16 protein-coding genes are annotated in these 18,749 nt (G+C 42.1%); 4 read left to right on the top strand and 12 right to left on the bottom strand.

All coding sequences use genetic code 11. The annotated features are described in order from the left end of the window. Positions 1-138 precede the first annotated feature (138 nt). From AAG747_RS17865 to AAG747_RS17850, 4 genes are all read left to right on the top strand, one after another. Positions 139-1,488 (top strand): TolC family protein, encoded by a 1,350-nt coding sequence (locus AAG747_RS17865; RefSeq protein ID WP_346822574.1) that lies wholly within the window; start codon positions 139-141, stop codon positions 1,486-1,488. Positions 1,489-1,513: 25 nt separating this feature from the next. Continuing rightward, positions 1,514-2,566, top strand: a complete 1,053-nt coding sequence (locus AAG747_RS17860; protein ID WP_346822573.1) for an efflux RND transporter periplasmic adaptor subunit — start codon at positions 1,514-1,516, stop codon at positions 2,564-2,566. Between the two features lie 55 nt (positions 2,567-2,621). Beyond that, a complete protein-coding gene (locus AAG747_RS17855; protein WP_346822572.1) occupies positions 2,622-5,795 on the top strand; it encodes an efflux RND transporter permease subunit in 3,174 nt (1,057 codons plus the stop codon). A 62-nt stretch (positions 5,796-5,857) separates the two neighbouring features. Further along, positions 5,858-6,520: a TetR/AcrR family transcriptional regulator gene (locus AAG747_RS17850; protein ID WP_346822571.1), complete on the top strand. Its 663-nt coding sequence runs from the start codon at positions 5,858-5,860 to the stop codon at positions 6,518-6,520. An 83-nt stretch (positions 6,521-6,603) separates the two neighbouring features. On the opposite strand, the gene AAG747_RS17845 is transcribed toward AAG747_RS17850, so the two are convergent. From AAG747_RS17845 to AAG747_RS17790, 12 genes are all read right to left on the bottom strand, one after another. After that, on the bottom strand, positions 6,604-7,173 hold the full coding sequence (locus AAG747_RS17845; RefSeq protein ID WP_346822570.1) for a putative colanic acid biosynthesis acetyltransferase: 570 nt from the start codon (positions 7,171-7,173) through the stop codon (positions 6,604-6,606). Beyond that, a complete protein-coding gene (locus AAG747_RS17840; protein ID WP_346822569.1) occupies positions 7,130-8,158 on the bottom strand; it encodes a glycosyltransferase family 4 protein in 1,029 nt (342 codons plus the stop codon). The genes AAG747_RS17845 and AAG747_RS17840 overlap by 44 nt, the downstream gene beginning before the upstream one ends. 79 nt (positions 8,159-8,237) lie before the next feature. Then, on the bottom strand, positions 8,238-9,392 hold the full coding sequence (locus AAG747_RS17835) for a glycosyltransferase (protein WP_346822568.1): 1,155 nt from the start codon (positions 9,390-9,392) through the stop codon (positions 8,238-8,240). Positions 9,393-9,408: 16 nt separating this feature from the next. After that, complete coding sequence (locus tag AAG747_RS17830; RefSeq protein WP_346822567.1) at positions 9,409-10,671, bottom strand: glycosyltransferase family 4 protein; 1,263 nt, start codon at positions 10,669-10,671, stop codon at positions 9,409-9,411. Next, complete coding sequence (locus AAG747_RS17825; protein ID WP_346822566.1) at positions 10,628-11,974, bottom strand: hypothetical protein; 1,347 nt, start codon at positions 11,972-11,974, stop codon at positions 10,628-10,630. The genes AAG747_RS17830 and AAG747_RS17825 overlap by 44 nt, the downstream gene beginning before the upstream one ends. Before the next feature lie 31 nt (positions 11,975-12,005). Further along, the gene (locus tag AAG747_RS17820; protein WP_346822565.1) at positions 12,006-13,229 is read right to left on the bottom strand and encodes a glycosyltransferase family 4 protein; all 1,224 of its coding nucleotides are present in this window, start codon (positions 13,227-13,229) and stop codon (positions 12,006-12,008) included. Positions 13,230-13,292: 63 nt separating this feature from the next. Continuing rightward, complete coding sequence (locus AAG747_RS17815; RefSeq protein ID WP_346822564.1) at positions 13,293-14,339, bottom strand: glycosyltransferase family protein; 1,047 nt, start codon at positions 14,337-14,339, stop codon at positions 13,293-13,295. Between the two features lie 41 nt (positions 14,340-14,380). Then, complete coding sequence (locus AAG747_RS17810) at positions 14,381-15,343, bottom strand: NAD-dependent epimerase/dehydratase family protein (RefSeq protein ID WP_346822563.1); 963 nt, start codon at positions 15,341-15,343, stop codon at positions 14,381-14,383. Continuing rightward, positions 15,333-15,773 carry a dTDP-4-dehydrorhamnose 3,5-epimerase gene (locus AAG747_RS17805; RefSeq protein ID WP_346822562.1) on the bottom strand — a complete coding sequence of 147 codons (441 nt, stop codon included), beginning with the start codon at positions 15,771-15,773 and terminating at the stop codon, positions 15,333-15,335. The genes AAG747_RS17810 and AAG747_RS17805 overlap by 11 nt, the downstream gene beginning before the upstream one ends. Continuing rightward, positions 15,758-16,864: a CDP-glucose 4,6-dehydratase gene (gene rfbG, locus AAG747_RS17800; RefSeq protein ID WP_346822561.1), complete on the bottom strand. Its 1,107-nt coding sequence runs from the start codon at positions 16,862-16,864 to the stop codon at positions 15,758-15,760. Before rfbG ends, AAG747_RS17805 begins: the two co-directional genes overlap by 16 nt. Positions 16,865-16,980: 116 nt before the next feature. Beyond that, a complete protein-coding gene (gene rfbF / locus AAG747_RS17795; RefSeq protein WP_346822560.1) occupies positions 16,981-17,745 on the bottom strand; it encodes a glucose-1-phosphate cytidylyltransferase in 765 nt (254 codons plus the stop codon). 62 nt (positions 17,746-17,807) lie between these two features. Then, positions 17,808-18,683 carry a glycosyltransferase family 2 protein gene (locus AAG747_RS17790; protein WP_346822559.1) on the bottom strand — a complete coding sequence of 292 codons (876 nt, stop codon included), beginning with the start codon at positions 18,681-18,683 and terminating at the stop codon, positions 17,808-17,810. Between the last annotated feature and the right edge of the window lie 66 nt (positions 18,684-18,749).

The following is an 18,749-nucleotide window of genomic DNA, read 5'->3' as shown; positions in this document are numbered from 1 at the left end:
AAGATGAGCACAGGCATCCATATCAAAAGATCAAAGTGCTTTTTTTTCAACTCATTTAGTTCTTAAAATACCGAACCAAACACTAATAACATAAGTAATTAATTAGTTTAAAAACAATTTTGTCAAAAAATCATTGTGATGAAAAAGCAACTTCTCATGTTCACACTGTCCTTATGGCTACTCTCCCCTTTCCGGGTTAATGCCCAAGAGGAAACAAAGCATTTTACGCTCAAAGAATGCTTACAGTATGCCGTAGAAAATAGTGTAGAAATCCGGAAAAAAGCATTTGAGTCCAGGCAAGCTTCTCAATACACCAAAGAAGTGCGAAGTAACGGCTTGACTCAGGTAAATGCCTATGTAAACCTGGATATCAACCCTGCCCTGCCCACCCAGTTATTACCCGGTGAACTCGTACAACAACCGGGCACAATGATACCGGTACAGTTCGGGACAAAATACAATGCTACGGCAGGCATAAAAGCGGAACAGTTGATCTACGATGGGTCTTTCTTTGTGGGACTCAAAGCAGCCAAGGCTTCAGAAAGACTCTACGCTTTACAGGAAATAAAAACCGAAGAAGATGTAGTGTTGAACGTGGCTCAATCTTATTATCAATTATTTCAATTGCAAGAGCAACAAGCCGTACTACAAAGCAACCTGGATGAATTAGTCAAGCTGAAAAAAATTCTGATTGCACAGAAAGAACAAGATTTGGTCAATGAAATTGAGGTAAACCGGGTGGCTGTTTCCATCACCAATATCAATACACAGTTAACTTCTTTGAATTCCAACATTACCAATCAGAAGAACTATTTGAAGTTGCTGATGGGAATGTCCGTAGAAGAACCCTTGGAAATCAAAGCTCCGGAAGTAAGCTCTTCCTCCTTGGGTAGTATCTCAGCAGATACGGCATCCATTCAGAACATCACCGGCATGAAGCTACTGAACATGCAACAAGAGCTTTATACACTCAACCAGAAAAACATCAGAGCCGGATACCTGCCCACCCTTTCCGCTTTTGCACAATTTAACTACCAAGCGCAACGGGATCAATTTAACTTTTTCGATACCAACCGGGAATGGTTTGACATGTTTACCATCGGTTTCCGGTTAAACATTCCCATCTTCGATGGCATGCGAAAGCGTACCCAGGTACAACAAAACCAACTGGACTTGCTGAAGGTAGAGGAAGACAAGCGCTACCTCTCTAATGCCATCCGTACCGACCAGCAAAATGCCATTGCACAACTGCAAAACAGTATGAAATCCGTTCAAGCCCAGGAAGAAAATATAGAACTGGCCTTTAAAGTATATAACCAAACTCAGGATTTATACAAGGAAGGAATTTCACCTCTGACTGACTTGCTCAATGCCGAAACCTCATTACGAGAGGCCAAAATCAACCTCAATACGGAATTACTCAAGTATAAACTTGCCGAGCTGAATTTAATGAAAGCAAAAGGTGAGCTCAACCAATTAATTAAATAACTCAAATTTTCAACGCTGTACAACAATGAAAAAAGTAGCCATTTCCATATTCGTACTTGGAGCTATTGCTTTAGTTGCTTTTACCTTACAAAATAACAAAAAAGAAATTCAGGAAGAAGCAAAACTTGCCGACATTACCAGTGAGGCCATTCCAGTGGAACTGATCCACTTACAGGTGGACAGTTCCTTGCGGCCCATCCTGACGACAGGGACTTTCGAACCCTCTTTAGAAATTCAAATTGTAGCCGAAGCACAAGGGAAGATCACTCAAAAGCGCAAGCGCAAAGGAGAAAAGATACGCCAAGGGCAATTATTGGCAACCGTGGATAACGAAAGACTCAAAGCCAATTTGCTGGTGGCAGAAGCCAACTTCGAAAAAGCAACCCGGGACTTGCAACGCTTTGAAAAACTGATCGAAACGGAGGCCATCACCCAAAGACAATTGGAAGAAGCGCGTCTAGCCCATAAAAATGCACAAGCGCAATTAATCTCCTCCAAAAAGGCCTACAACGATACCTTCATCAAAGCCCCGGCCAATGGAATTTTGAATGAAGATTACTTTGAAAAGGGTTCTTATGTATCTCCCGGTCAAGAATTATATGACTTGGTGAATACGGATTTATTGTACTTAAATGTGAAAGTGCCTGAACGGGACATTCTCTACATTGCCAATGGGCAAAAGGTATTGATTCACTCTAAATTATTCCCTGAAAAAACCTTAGAAGGGACTGTAAAATCAGTAGCGGCCAAAGCCGATAAGTCATTGAACTACAACATTGAAGTGGCAGTCAAAAATACTTCTTCGTTGAAAGGCGGAATGTTTGTAGAAGCCCGCTTCATTCCTCAAAGCAACCGGGCCATCCATACCCTGCCACGCCAAGCCATTGTGGGGAGTGTCAAAAAGCCAACAGTGTTTGTAGTAAAAGAGGGAAAAGCTTTTGAAAAGCCTGTAGTAATCGGTGCATCCTTTGAGGGCCAGGTAGAAATCATCAGTGGCTTAAGCGAACAAGACCAAGTGGTGCTTTCCGGGCAAATTAACCTGAAGGAAGGTACTCCGGTAAAAAAGGTAACGCTATAAGCATTTCCTTTCAGCATTTGACAACTTGATTTTTCGATTGAAATAAAACGCAAAAATGAAAATCACAAAATTATCCATACAACGCTCCACTATTGTGGTAGTGATCTTTTCGATCCTGATTGCAGGAGGGATCTTTAGTTTCACTACGCTCAATTATGAGCTGTTGCCAAAGTTTACCTCCTCCACCATTACCATTGCTACCTTCTATCCCGGGGCAGCTCCTGAAGAGGTAGAGATGTCCATTACCAAAGAAGTTGAGGATGCCGTTTCGTCCATGGAAGGGATCAAAAAGGTTACCTCTACCTCACAAGAGAGTTTTTCATTGGTAATGATCGAACTGGTGTATGGCCAGGATGCCGACATGGCATTACAAGATGCTCAACGGAAAGTAGATGCGATTGTAAAAGATTTGCCGGACGATGCCGATCCGCCATCACTCAGTAAGGTAAGTATCGATGATTTGCCTATTATCCGGATCGGAGCTTTTGCTTCTATGTCTCCTACGGAATTTTACGAATTGGTAGATAAAAGAATCAAACCCGTACTCGGGCAAGTTCCCGGAGTTGCAAGAGTAAGAATGTTGGGAGGTGATGAAAGAGAAATCAATATTTTGATTAACCGAGATAAATTAAATGCATACAACTTGTCCGTAATGCATGTTGCTCAGGCAGTAGAAAGCTCCAACCTGGACTTTCCAACGGGAAAAATCAAAAATGAAAAAGGCCAACAGTTAATTCGTTTGGCGGGTAAATTCTCTTCGGTTTCTGCCCTGGAAAATCTGGTGATTACCAGTGATGCCGATGGCTCGAAAATTTTCTTGAAAGACGTGGCAGAAGTGCGCGATATGCAAAAGGAAACCGAAGTAATGAGCCGGGTAAATATGCAAAATGCAATTGGTTTGACCATCCAGAAGCAATCGGACGCCAACGCGGTAGAGGTAAGTGAATTAGTACGGGCAAAACTTAAAGAGTTGGAGGACATATATAAAAAGGAAAGCCTTGCCTTTAACGTAGCGCAAGACTCCTCTACTTACACCATGGACTCTGTAGATGCCGTTGTACACGATTTGGTGATTGCCATTGTATTGGTATCCGTTATCATGTTGTTGTTCTTGCACAGTATCCGGAATGCAATCATTGTCATGATTTCCGTACCGGCTTCTTTAGTGGCTACCTTCATTGTAATGTCAATGTTCAACTTCAGCCTCAACTTGATGACCCTGTTAGGAATGTCATTGGTCATTGGAATCTTGGTGGATGATGCTATCGTAGTCATTGAAAATATCTACCGGCACTTGGAGATGGGTAAAAACCGGGTACAGGCAGCCTATGACGGAGTGCGGGAAATCGGTGCCACGGTTACTTCTATCACCCTGGTAATTGTGGTTGTATTCTTACCGATTGCCATGACTACCGGTTTGGTTTCGGATATCTTACGCCAGTTTTCCATTGTGGTAGCAACCTCTACAATGTTGAGTTTGTTTGTCGCTTTTACCCTGATTCCTTTGCTATCCTCACGTTTTTCCAAACTGGAGCATATCAATAAGAAATCTGCTTTCGGTTGGTTTATATACAAGTTTGAAGGACTGATCAACGGTTTTTCTAAGGCCATTACTGGCTTGTTGCAATGGTCTTTTAACCACAAATTCATCGTATTGGGATTGTCCACTGCTCTGACAGTGTTAAGTTTTGCCTTGGTGCCAATGGGTTATATCGGAAGTGAATTTATTTCTGGCGGTGACCGTGGAGAATTTATCTTAAAATTAGAATTAGATAAAAATGCAACCATTGAGCAAACCAGTTTCGCAACCAAACAAGTAGAACAACACCTGATGAACTACCCGGAGATTGTCAGTGTGTTTACCACCATCGGTACGGAATCCAGCGCTCAGGAAGGACAAAACACCGCCTACCTGTCAGAAGTCAATGTAAAGTTAGTGGCAAAAGAAGAGCGAAGTTTCGGAACGGAAGCCTTTACCCGTCAACTCAAAAAAGAGTTGGAAGAAAGCATTCCGGGAGTAGAAGTTACCCCAGCTAACGTAAGTATTGTAGGTACGGCTGACAAAGCACCAATCGAAGTGATCCTGACAGCCCCGAACCTGGAAACACTCTGGCCAGTGGCTGACTCTATCATGGATGCTTTAGAAAATATTTCCGGAACAGCAGAAATTGAAACGTCCATACAGGAAGGAAACCCGGAAATTCAATTAATTGTCAACCGGGAGAAAATGGCTCAATTAGGTTTGACCATGGATATTGTAGGCGCCAACCTTAGAACGGCTTTTAATGGAAGAGATGAAACCAAATTCCGGGGGAAAACCGAAGAATATGATATCAACATCCAGCTGGATCAGTTTGACCGTAGAAATACTTCGGATATCGAGGAATTGACGTTTACCAACAATCGTAACGAACTGGTGAAGTTAAAGCAGTTTGCTGACATTGTGGAAAGTGAAGCGCCTTCCAAATTGGAACGGTTTAACCGGATTACCTCTTTGAGTGTTCAATCGCAAGTAATCGGCCGCCCTACCGGATCCGTAGGTGCTGACATCCAGGAGAAAATTTCTCAGATGAACCTCCCTGATGAAGTAAATGTGCAATACGGAGGGGAATTGGAGCAGCAAGAAGAATCCTTTGGTACTTTGGGAGTTGCCCTTTTGGCTTCCTTGTTCCTGGTCTATTTGATCATGGTCGGTTTGTACGACAGCTACATTCACCCGTTAGTGGTAATGTTCTCAGTACCTTTGGCTATCATTGGCGCTTTATTCGCCTTGGCCCTGACCAAATCTTCACTCAATATCTTTTCCATTCTGGGTATGATCATGCTGATTGGATTGGTCGCAAAAAATGCGATATTAGTAGTAGACTTTACCAACGCTTTGGTTCGTAGAGGAATGGATGTAAAAAAAGCATTAGTACAAGCCACACATGCTCGATTTCGTCCGATTTTGATGACTACTTTGGCAATGGTGTTTGGTATGTTGCCAATTGCCTTGGCCAGCGGTGCGGGGGCTGAATGGAAAAACGGATTGGCTTGGGTATTGATCGGTGGTTTGATCAGTTCCATGTTCCTGACCTTGGTAGTGGTTCCATTGATTTACTACATCTTTGAGCGAATCATGGAGAAACTGGGCTTAGACAAGAAGAAAGAATATCCATTAGAGGATTATGAAATACACGAAGGAGAATCCGAAATAGCAGAAGCTGAAAAGGAATTAGAATTGGCTTAAACTCCTTCTTAAAAATTAAAGTTTGGGGGATCAAATGAATCTCCTAAACTTTCAAAAGTAACATGGTAGATTTTATAAATAAATCATTGACTATGGAGGAAAAAATCCTAGCTCATGCCCAAAAATTACTTTTGTGCTATGGCCCGAAGCGCGTCACCATGGATGACGTTTGCTTCGGCCTTGGTATTTCCAAACGCACATTGTACCAGTATTTTCCAGGCAAAAGAGAGTTGTTTCACGAAAGCCTGAAGGGATATTATGGTCGTTTACAAGAAGATTTAGACCGCATCGCTTCGAAAAATGCCGATCCGATGGAGCGTATATTGAAGATGTATGCCTATATTTTTTCAGTACTCAACCGGCACTCTGCCATTGTGATTCTGGACTTAAAAAGACAGTACCCTCGCTCCTTCAATGAATTTACTCAACTCAAAGCGCATTTCATAGAACATTGTACTGTCCCTGCACTCAACGAATTACTGCAAGCCGGCTACGTTCAGTCACAACTCAAACCTCTTTTGCTGGCTCAACTTTTTGATCATCATATTGAAGCACTGGTAAACGGGGTGCTACCTTGGCGTGGCCAACAAGACCTGATAGAATATTACGAACATATGATTCTCTTTCCTTTAAAAGGTTTACTGACGTCTAAAGGGCAGCAATCCTGGGAAAAAACATGGGCCAAACACAGGGAAATGGCGATTGAGAGTTTGAAAGTGCCATAATTAAAAAGGTTGAAGGATTGAAGGTTGAGGGATTGAAGGATTGAACAATGCGCCACCGTTCTTTCAAAGAAGTTTGGTAAACCTCAATTATCTATTGTCCTTTCACGCTTTTTTACTGCAGGATTCCCTTGGTAAATCTGATACGCTTCCAGGTCTTTTGTAGCAACGGAACTTACCGACAAGACTGCATGGGAGTGGCAAGTAACGCCCGGACAGACCACTGCCTTCGCGCCTACCCAAGCTCCTTCTTCAATGATAATATCTCCAACAATCAAGTCAAAGGCTACTTTTTTGTAATTATGACTTCCTGTAAGAAGCATGGCCCCTTGAGATAAAGTAGCATGACTCCCGATCCGGACCGTAGCCAGATTATCTATCCAAACATGTTCGCCGATCCAGGTATGATTTCCTATTTCCAGCTTCCACGGATATTTGATATTTACTTGAGGCTTGATCACCACACCTTCCCCTATTTTTGCCCCGAATAAGCGAAGAAGACGGACCTTCAGAAAACTCAAAGGATTCAGGGGGTTGATAAAAAACACAATGTTGGTAAAATACCAAAGAACTTGCTTGGGCAAAGAGGCTCCCGTAGAATACCAATCGTTTTTAAACTTTGATAAGTCGGTCTTTATTCTTTCGGTGGTTTGCATAAATTTCTTGGTAGAGTTGATAATACTGCTCTGCAATTTTTTCTTTCGCAAAACGCTTCCGGTTTTCTCTTCCTTTTTCGATCAGGGATGTCCGGTAAGTTTCCTCTTCAATCACTTTCAAAACCCCTTGCCGTATAGAAGACACATCATAAGGATCGACCAAACAAGCGGCCTCCCCTGCTACTTCCGGCATGGAGGAGAGATTACTGGTGACTACCGGGCGTTCTATGGTATGGGCCTCGATGATGGGCATGCCGAAACCTTCCAAAGTAGAGACAAATGCCAGCATATCACATTCTTTGTATTTCTCCACTACTTCTTCTTCGGTAAGATTGGCCTGCCAATGGTAACTGATCTGTTTTTTTTCCAAAGCTTCCAAAGTCTTAGGCCAAGGCTTTCCGATAATTTCCAAATGACAATCAATGCCCTGTAAAGCCTCAACTAAACGCTCTACATTCTTATTTGGCTTTACCCCTACTTGTAAAATCACCGGCTTGCTTTGATTGAATTGCTTTGGGGCCGGTTGAAAAGCCTCCGAAATAAAATCGGGAATCACCCGGATTTTAGCGGGGTCACAATTTACATAAGTTAATAGATCTGCTTTGGTGGTTTCGGAAATTACTGTCACCATTTCCGAAGCCTGTACGGGCAACTTTAACCAAAACCATTTCAATAACCAACGGGCTAATGCGGAAGGATGTCGCATAAACCCACAGTCGTGAATAGTCAAGATCGTTTTATATTTCTTCAAGCCTATGGCCAAATAGTTAACATCTCCGGTCACATGGTTAATTTCACCCTGCTTCCGGGAAGCTTCCCATACGTTATACAAGCGCTTCCACAAACCTTTACTTTCGTACTTTGAGATGCTTACTTTTTGTTCAATATCAGCAGGCAGACTTTTTCTTAATGCATGAAAAAGAGTTTCAATGCTAAACTGAAATTCAAAAGGTTTTCGCTGAAAGAAAGTAACTTTCAAAGACATATCAAAAAGGGTTTCCGTGAAGCTTCTATACGTTTTTTACCGATGCGGTTCTATTCAAATGGCTCCATATATCCCTCACTTAGCCAAATAAAGCTTTGTATTCATCTGAAAAACGGGAGTCTTCTACAAACTTACGGGCCATTTCTCTGGCTCCTTCACACCACAAATCGTACTGTTCTTGAGGCATTTCCAATGAAGAATTTAACACTTCATGCAATGCCCCGTTGTGATCTATGGCCAAATCCCAGCCGGCCCGGTGTCGGGTCAATTGTCGCCAGGGTGTTTTATCACTAATGATCACCGGCCTTCCGGCATTCAAGGCTTCAAAAATGGCATGTCCGAAATTTTCTCCAAAAGTGGGCAAAATCATAAAATGATATTGCTGGTAGGTATTTGCCACTTGTTCCGGGGATACGTTTCCCTGATAGGCAACTGTAATGTTGGTTCCTTCGAAGCGCTTCATTTTATGTTGACACCCCTCCCAATACTCCTTGTCTTTCACAGGGCCGTAGATATGATAAGTAATTTGCACATCGGAATGGATAAATTTTTCCAATTCGGAAAGTACACGTCCCACATTTTTTTTCTCCGCAATCACCGAAATGGTTACCAAATCGAGTTTTCGAGCAACTTTTGACAAGCCTTTCGGAGATTTTTCCCGTAAGTCGGGCAACACACTCGCCAAACTCACAGACACCCCCTTCCCCATCATTTTTTTAATATCCCACACTTCCTGTTCATCTGTGGCATGCCAATACAAACCTCTATGAAAACCTAAAGCCTTGAACAGAAACAAATAGACTTTCTTTTTCAAAGGTTTCAGTGCCAAAGCCCCTTTTTGCAACATTCCTCTCGGTGCCACCACAATCTTCACCTTCCTCTTTGATGCCTTGAGTACCCGTAAAGGTTGAATCAAAAAGGCCAAATCAAACATCCCATTGATATAGACGGTATCCGGTTGTATGTGAGAAATTTCTTTATCAAATGTGGAATAGGTAAGTTGATCTCTGGAAAGGTATTTCACCTTGGCCACTCCTTCAAAGTCCAACCATTGATTACTTTGAATATCTTCCAAAATCGTGGGGCCACTTTCTCCCAAATCGGTATTGGTCGTGAGTACATAAAACTCGTACTCCTTATGGAAATTCCGGACTATATTCGTCAAGGAGCGGATGATTCCCCCACCCTTAAAAGCCGGTGTAAAAAACTCGTATAAAATCAGTACTTTTTTCAAGATCGTTCTCCCGGAGTTATGCTTCAATTTGTACTTTGCGCTGTTTTTTGGCCCATATTTCCTCCATCACTTCTGCAATACGGGCATAATACTGTTCCCAGGAATATTCCTGGGCAATCTCGTGGGCTTCTTTGCCAAGACTTTCCAAAGCATTTCTATTTTGATAAAAATGTGTGATTTTTTCTTTTAAAAGCGGAACGTTGTCAATCGGTAGAATCTCCCCCCCTCCTTTTTTGACGGCATCCTTGGCTCCGGTATTTTCGGAAACAATCACCGGAGTCCCGCAAGCCATAGCTTCCAATACGGTCATCGCCCAACTATCCAACAAAGAGGGAAACACGAACAAATCGGCATCCTGATAATATTTCACCAATTCCTCATGATGTAAGAAGGGAACATAGGTAAACATCCCTTTGTATTGGTCAAATACGTCCTGCCCGTCATACATTGGCCCTACCATAGTCAATTCCACTCCGGGCAAATCCAAGGATTTAAATGCTTCCAGAAGGACCTGGATTCCTTTGCGTTTGGTGATGGTTCCTACAAAAAGAATTTTAAATACGCCTTCCTTTCTGTAATGGGATTTTAACTTGAACCTTGCCGGATCAAAACCTAAATTCACCGTATACACTTTTTCTTGGGGAATGCCCTGCTGTACCAAGGTATCTTTGGCAAAAGAGGACAAAGCCATAATATAATCCGCTTCCTTGTATTCGGCTCCTTTGACGGTATTGATTGCATCAAAGAGTTTTTCACTGTGAATAATGGCTTTAAAAGGCGCATAATGATCGCGTAAATACCGGATATATTCGTAATGCACCTGAGCAAGATCCAATACTGTAACGGCCCCTAATGTTTTTGCCTTTTTAAAAGAGAGAAGAGACGACTTTTCATAACCGATAAATATATCCGGACGGTACTTATCCAGCTGTTGGCTTACATATTTGTCGTGTTTTCTTTCGCAAAAGAACACGCCCCGCTCACCACGGACTTTCAACACATTGCCAGCCAACTGCCTGAAAAATTCATAGTAGGGGTATTGGGAAATCAACGACAGGTCCAAAGGAGCAAAAGATCTTTTTTTAAAACTATGAACCAGCTTGTTATAAAATGCTTTTGGCAACCGGCTGGCCAGGCGAAAAAGCAAGCTGTCCGGCTTATACCAGATGGAAGTAATAAACCCTTGTAACAGTCCTTTTTTCTGTAAGGCGTAGCAAAGCTGATGTACATATTGCTTACCCTGATGCGAGACTAGTATATTTTTTAGTGCTTGCTTCATGCTGTTGACTGCGATTATGAAAATTATTGATAAATACCAAAAGGCCTACACTCGTCCAATAGGTAATATTTTCCACCCAATTAAAGGTTACTTGATTAATAATGATGACCGTAGGCACCTGATGTACCGTAAGGATGATGGCAAAAAGCTTCGACCACTTATCATCCATATGGATCACCGTTCGGATGCCATAAAAGAATATGGCCAAACGCATAATCATAATGACCAGGAAGCCCAAGACTCCCAACTCAATTACCAGACGTTCGGACTCTTCTTCCCAGTAGGGAGGCATCCGCCAGCGTTCATCCAGAAACTGTGAGGCGCCTTGATACGTACTGCCGATTTGCATTCCTACAACCCCTGCATAATCCACGTATTTAAAAGGATCAAAGGAGTCGGCAATCCTGCCGGAAAGGTCATTGTTTTTTTCAAACCTTTCCATAAACGAGTTAATAGCGGTTTTTCCCTGTTCCGTAAACTGCATCCCCACGGCCAATACAATCATTGCCACGATGGATTTGAACGTATAAGAGACAAACTGTTGCCGGTTCAGAGTAATCGAATAGATAAAGAAAATCAAGGCATATTGCCCGAAGGTAATGAATACCACCCCTCTGGAACCTGACATAAAAGCGTTTAACACGCCTAGCAACACCGTAAACAATAAGAGAATATTTTTCCAGGTAAGCTTTTCGATTTGGAGTACTTTAAAGAAAAGTAATAACATAACAAAGTTCAAAAACGAAGTATGCCCTGCTATATAGGAGAATATCGTAGTGACCCGTACATGCCCTCCTACCATGGCCACTCCGGCCACACTGTCTTTATCACTATAGGTATTCAGAAAGCTGGATGCCGGGGAAAAATATTGTATGACCCCCAAGAGAAAAATAGGAATCACCAGCCATTGAATTTTATCAAGCAAACGATCTACCTGTGTTCTCTCCGTAATCACTTTAGGCAGTAAAAAGACCAATGTGATAAAGCCGGTATGGATGACAAAACCGATCACCCCCAAAAAGGGGCTACTGGTCACTTTAAAATTAAATAACTGAAGGACACAATAGAAGATAAAAAAGAGGACAAATCCTATAAACGGATAACTCTTTATTGACAGGCGCTCTTTTCTGATCAAAAACAGAAACAAGCCCAGATAGATAATCATATATTTGACAAAAAACAAAGGAGTTGCCAAGGAAGGCGCCACCCATTTCCTTAAAATACCTTCCAAAAGCATCCAGCCATAAAAAGCCAGTATAATATACCGGTATGCCGGATAATCTGTTTTATATAAACTGTACACGTTACGCTCCTAATTAATCAGTAAGTTTGACCTATTTCGAAAACACTCTTGTGGTAACCGGTATAGTTTGTTGCTTTGTGGCCTCCTCTTGTGTCAGCTCAAGGCCCAACTCTTCTCTATACCGTAAGTAAATTTTGCTCCAGGAAAGGTTTTGTTCAAACCCCATTCTGGCATTTTTTCTCAAGCGTTCTTTTAATTCCGGGTTGAAATACAACTGTAATACCAGTTCTTTCACCTTTTGCACCTCACATGTCCCGGTCAATAGTATATTTTGTTGGTCTTGAAAAAAGGAATCTGTCATATCGCCTTTCGTACTGATAATGGGCAAGCCCGCCAGATAAGCAGCGGATAGCGAGCCACTTTTAGTACTTATCCCTCCCCACCCTTTGCTATTGACGTCTTCCATCAATAGAAATACATCCGCAGTTTGTAGCTTTTCAAATAATTGCTCTCCGGGCAGATACCCCGTCAATTCCAAATATTCACTTACCTGTTTTTCTTGCGCCAAGGTTTCAAACCTGGATTTTACTTCCGGTTTCAACTTCCCTAACAGCAATAATTTTGCAGGCACCCCTTCCCGGATAAGCTCTTGTAAAACACCAAGCAAAAGTTCATTTTTTCTGGGGTTACTTCCAAACGAACACAGTAAAAAATAATCTTTATTAACAATTCCCTTCGGTGTGTTTTCTTCCTTCCCGGGAAACACATTGCTCCCGATAGGGACTTTACGGGCATCTGTTTTGAAAGGTAAGCGCAGCATACGGATATAGCGATTCACACTGGTAATATCGACATCCGACAAAAGGGACATGCCATAAGCAATCAAACGCTGGCTCAAACTGATGGGAAGATACTTGGGTTTTGAAAACGCAATCCTGATCGCTATTTCATGAAAAGTAATTCCTACCTTATAACGTTTCCATTTCAAGGTTACCATCAAAGCCAGCATCCAGTAGGGGACACCAAAATAGTTAAATGAATACGGCACATATTGTAGCAAAACCCAATCGGGCCGGATCTCTTTTAAAGTTTTTAATAGTGTAGAAATTGCCGAAAAGTCCCAACTCTTTACGATAGGATAAACTTGAATTCCCGATGAATTACGTTGAAAATGCGCTTCAATTTCGGGCAAGGCTTTGCATAGTACAGAAACTTCATGCCCATTTTGCACAAACTCCTGCCCCAAGTGATACACATAATCTCCTACTCCATCGACAGTAGGGGGAAGATGATTTGAAATGAATGCGATTTTCAAAATATTTCCTTTATTATAAATTCTCCAATCCGGCTTTAACAATCATTTTCCTGACTCAATGTCTCAAGATAATTTCTCTCTCATTTTGAGGGCCAACACATACAGCCTATCCAATGCGTTTAAAGAAGTCTTCAAATACCAAGGGGGCTTTTCAATGCGCAAGTGGTTCTCTAAAATTTTACCGCTCGTTCTATTTTTCCGGTAAAATGTTCCCCAGTCTTTATCCCAAATATTGTCATACCAGAACTTGCGGCTACCGTGTTTTTTAAAGTACTCCAGAATTTCAAAATCCCACCAATAATCTTCTTGTTGAGGAATGCTGGTCATATCAATCCCTTTCTGTTCCCAGGCATTCACCCAGGCAGGGTTCATGACTTGAATATTCCCTTGCTCTTCGTAATAATTAGCTTTAAAGAAATACCGTCTGCGCAGGGTGGTTTTAAGCGAATGGCCATACATAGAAGATTCTACCACATTGTAAAAGCGCATTTTGGATTTGATCGCTTTCGGTCGGGTAAAAGCATAATGCAATATTTTTACATCCTGTAAATGAAGCTGGGGATTTTCATCAATGGAAGAGACGGTATAATCAACTCCTTGATCCAATAGTAAATGTTGTTTCTTGGCAAAGCCTCTTAATAGATAATAGAAATCCGATTCCGGGCCATGCTCATCGACAAAACCGATCGGATAGGTATTGTCATAACGAATCACTTTGTTCACTCCGGGAAGGACTTCCGGCTTTTCAAAATGAATAACGGTGCCAGGCTCCGCCTCTATGATTTTCTGCCATTCGGCCAGTTGCAAGCTGTTGGCCGCAAATACTTCATCGGAATCCAGTGCAAAAATGATTTTGCGACCTGGTTCAATTTCCCGGGCCTTTTTGATCATATCCAACTGCCGGGTAGCTTCATTATATTGAGAAGTGTCGTTTTTTAACAACACTACTTTTTCATATTTTTCATAAATATCCTGGCTGCCATCCGTGGAATTTTGATCGTTGATGATGACATAGTCCGCAATATGAGAACTCACGGATAAAAAGCGCTCTAAAATCCAGGCTTCGTTTTTTACAGGGGTGATAATAAATATTTTTGGTTTTTGACGCATGGTTTTCAAGAGTCATTAGGTCATTGACGTGCACACTTTCGCTACTTCTCAAAATGTTGTTTGCAGAACAGCAGCATATCATCTATTTCCTGTTCTATATTATTCTGCAAAACAAATCCGGTACGTTTCAATTTATCGATGCTAAACGCCAAGCCTTTCTGTTCTACAACAGTAGCTTGGGATGCCCCTATCTCTATGGGAATATGTTTGCCAAACAAAGCAAAAAAACGGTTTGCAATCCATTCGGTCATTTGTAAAACACTCAGGGCCTTTTCACCTCCTAAGTTGAAGACCGGAACAGCCACATCCAATTGATCAACCTGTAACATATGTTCTACCGCCCTGCTAACATCTGTCAGTGTAACAAAATCACGCAATTGTGTTCCATCCGATTTCAGAACTAATTTCCCTTGCGTAAAAGCCTGACGGCATAAATCATTGACTAATAAGGTCCAGCGATCAACTTCAGGCCATACGGGCGCCCCAAAGGAATTGGAAAGCCTGAATACCGCGCCCTCTATTTGTTGATTAAGTAGGGCGGCTATTACATAGTCCTCAGCTCCTTTATGATTGATCGCATAAGGATGCACAGGAATAGGTAACCTTTCTTCTGTGATTTTCCCTTCCAACGGCCTTCCATACACATGAATAGTAGAAAAATATACAAACTTTGATACCTGTGCTTTCACGGCTTCTTGTAATAGAAGTAAACTCTGCCGGGTATTGATTTCCTGTGCATACAGCGGATCTTGTGTGCTGACAATTTCATTGACCGCTGCCAAATGGACAACAGCATCTGCTCCACGCAATAGCTCAGAGAGTTCTACAGGATCAGCTAAGTTTACTTGTTGAATGGCGCACGGGAATTCAGGCAAAGAAACAGGTACTTTCCGAGAAGTTACCCACACTTCAAATTCACCGGTCTGTGCTAAATGCCGGGCTATACGGCCACCCACATAACCCAGCCCTCCCGTAAGGATCACTTTTTGTCGCTTACCACTCATATTGAATTGCTTCTAAAGGTTGGTTTTCGCTTTCCTGAGGATCGTGAGGGATACTGGCAATATTCAACAACATATTTTGTCCGTTACCGACTCCTTGAAATGCCATCCAAACACCTTGAGGTACGGTCAAGCGGTTGTAGTTTTCAAGCGAGTGCACAAACTCATTATACATGCCTTGAGTAGGGCTACCTTCCCGGTCATCAAATAAGACAAACTTGATTGCACCTACGGGCACTACAAGGTTCAAAATCATCCGGCTATGTTTTTTCCAGCCTTTGATGGTTCCCGTTTTTACATTTGAAAAATAAGCCTCTCCAAATCCTTCAAACCCCTCATCGGAGCGTTTGAATGCATGATAAATATCTCCCAGCTCCCCCGGAATCACTTTTAACGGGGTAATTTGTATTCCCTCTATCAATCGAGTGCCCATGATATTTTCAACTCTTTTGCAATGTTACAATAGGTATTAATTTGTTCTGTGGTAAATTCCATCAGGTCAATTTCCGGATGCCTGTAAAAGTTGAAATACCATTCGGAGGTAAATTGAGCCGTCTGCACAAAATCCAAGGTAGGTAACCACTGCAAGGTATGCAATGCTTTATCACAGTTCAGTTTTAACAAACCGGCTTCGTGATACGAAGTATTTTCGGTAATTTGAAATTTCTCTTGTTCGGAGGAAAACTCCCAATACAGACTCAACTCCTGAAGCAGTTCCAATACGGTTTTGGTCTGTTCGGCTTTGGGTCCGAAATTAAATGACTCTCCACTCAACTTCCGGTTGGTATGCAATAGTTGCCCTACCCGTAAATACCCACTCAATGGCTCCAATACATGTTGCCAAGGTCTTGTTGCCTGAGGACTCCGGATCACTACCGCTTCCCCCTTGGCCCAAGCCTGCACACTATCCGGTACTATCCGGCTGGCAGCCCAGTCGCCTCCGCCAATCACATTACCCGCACGTACCGTTACCATCTTCACCGGAGAGTCTTCTGCTTTAAAGAACGAGTGGTAAAATGAACGGATAGCCACTTCGGCAGCCCCTTTGGATGCACTATAAGGATCTTTTCCTCCTACCCGGTCATTCTCTCTATATCCCCAAGTCCATTCCACATTTTCATAGCACTTATCACTGGTAATCATTACTACCGTACAAGCCTGTTGGGACACCCGGAGAGCCTCCAGAATATTACAGGAGCCGATCACATTGGTAGAAAAAGTGTCCACCGGATTTTGATAAGAAATACTGACAATGGGCTGGGCTGCCAAATGGAAAATAAAATCGGGTTTTACTTCCGAAATAATGCGTTTTACACCTTCCAAATCGCGTACGTCCTGATCAAAATGTGTAATATGTTGAGCGAGCTTCAACTTTTCAAAAATGGAAGGCTCTGTAGGAATGCCGTTGGAAAGCCCATACACATCCGCTCCCAAACTCAATAGCCAAATGGACAGCCAGGAACCTTTAAACCCGGTATTTCCGGTGATCAGTACTTTTTTATTTTGGTAAATTCGTTGATACATGATTACTATTTAGATTATGAGAATGAAGGCATTAATGAAATGACGCCTAATGATGAAGGTGTATTCACGAAAACAGATCTACTGTATTTTATTGACCGTTTTCATTTTACAGATTTCTACCACTTGGCTTGGCCTTTGTCCCAGAGTTGATTTAATTTTTTCTTATCACTCAACGTATCCATACATTGCCAGAAACCATAGTGATGATAAGCGTACAGTTCACCATCTTTGGCCAGCTTTTCCAAAGGCTCTCTTTCGAATATGGTACCGTCTCCGTTATTAATATATTCCAATACTTTGGGTTCGCACACAAAGAAGCCTCCATTGATCCATTTGCCATCACCTTTGGGCTTTTCCATAAAGGAATTCACTTTATTTTCCCCGTCAATTTGTAAGGCCCCGAATCGACCGTCCGGCATCACCGAAGTCATGGTAATGGCTCCTCCGTGTGAGCGGTGAAAGGACAGTAATTCCTCGATGTTTACATCCGATACCCCATCACCATAGGTCAACAAAAAGGTTTCATCCTGAATAAAATCAGCCGCCCGTTTGATTCGTCCGCCCGTCATGGTATGCAAACCGGTATCCAACAGAGTCACTTTCCAGGGTTCACTGTTGGAGGAATGTGTTTCGATTTGGTTTGAACTCAGATCAATGGTAAAGTCCGTATTATGCAAATAATATTCGTAAAAATACTCTTTGATATAGGCCCCTTTGTATCCGAGCAAAATCACAAATTCGTTCAGTCCATATTTGGAATATATATTCATGATATGCCATAAGATTGGCTTTCCACCAATTTCGGCCATCGGCTTCGGACGAACATGTGTTTCTTCACTAAGCCGGGTACCAAATCCTCCGGCAAGAATTAAGACTTTCATGGTATTTTGAATATTGTTAATAATAAAAATTTGCGGTATTTTTCAGCCTACGGGTTCACCCGTTATTGTTTTTGTAAGGTGACTCCTCCCTTTTGAAAGCGTAACAAATTGCTACAATTCAGGGGAACGCCATACAAGAGCCACACCAATGAAATCAGCGCATTGTTATAAAACCCTTTGCTTAAATTGGAATAAAGGGATGATAGATGAAACCGGTATTGTTTATAGGTAAAGTTCAGCCAGTTTCGATAGCCCAGCACAGCAAAGTTTTTATAGGCATATAATGCGAAGTTTTTAGAGCGCTTGGGCACATTTTTTATCGTATTCCACAAGGCTACTTTCCTCACGGGATGTTTGACAATGGTTTCCGGCAAAAAATGTATGGGCGCTTTTTCTTCCACATCTATTTTCAATTGTTGATCTTCCTGGGCTGCCAGAAAATAGCTTTCGTCAAAACCCTTGATCTCTTCGAACAAATTCTTCCTTACACAAATATTCGCCGACCAGAAACACCCTCCTTTTAAATTTACCGGACAATCTGTCAAATCTTGCTCTACTTCCCCCACCGGATGAATCGCCCCTTCAAAAGCTTGGGTTTCCGGATGGTTTTGTATTGCTTGGTAATAGGACTCCAACCAATTGTGCTCAGGCAGACAATCATCGTCTGTAAATGCCAGCCATTCCCCTTGGGCCTGTTTGGCTCCGTTGTTCCGGTTGCTGGCAGGGCCTTTTCCCGGTCCTTGCACCCAAGTAACCCAAGAAAATTCTTCTTTGATCATTTGTTCCGCAGTATGCTGCCTGCCATCATCCGTTACAATGACTTCATAATATTTTTTGTCCAAAGACTGCACGGATGGCGCCAAACAAGCCAGGCATTCTCTCAGCAAATCATTCCGCTGATAAGTCGGAACTACTACAGATATCAATGGATGAATCATTGTTAAAACTAAGAAGATTAAGTACTCTTTTAAAAACAAGACTTGTTAATGAGACTAAATGCATTA

The organism is Rapidithrix thailandica (genome assembly GCF_039710355.1).
Lineage (GTDB): Bacteria > Bacteroidota > Bacteroidia > Cytophagales > Flammeovirgaceae > Rapidithrix > Rapidithrix thailandica.
This window is presented reverse-complemented; position numbering and strand designations above follow the sequence as displayed.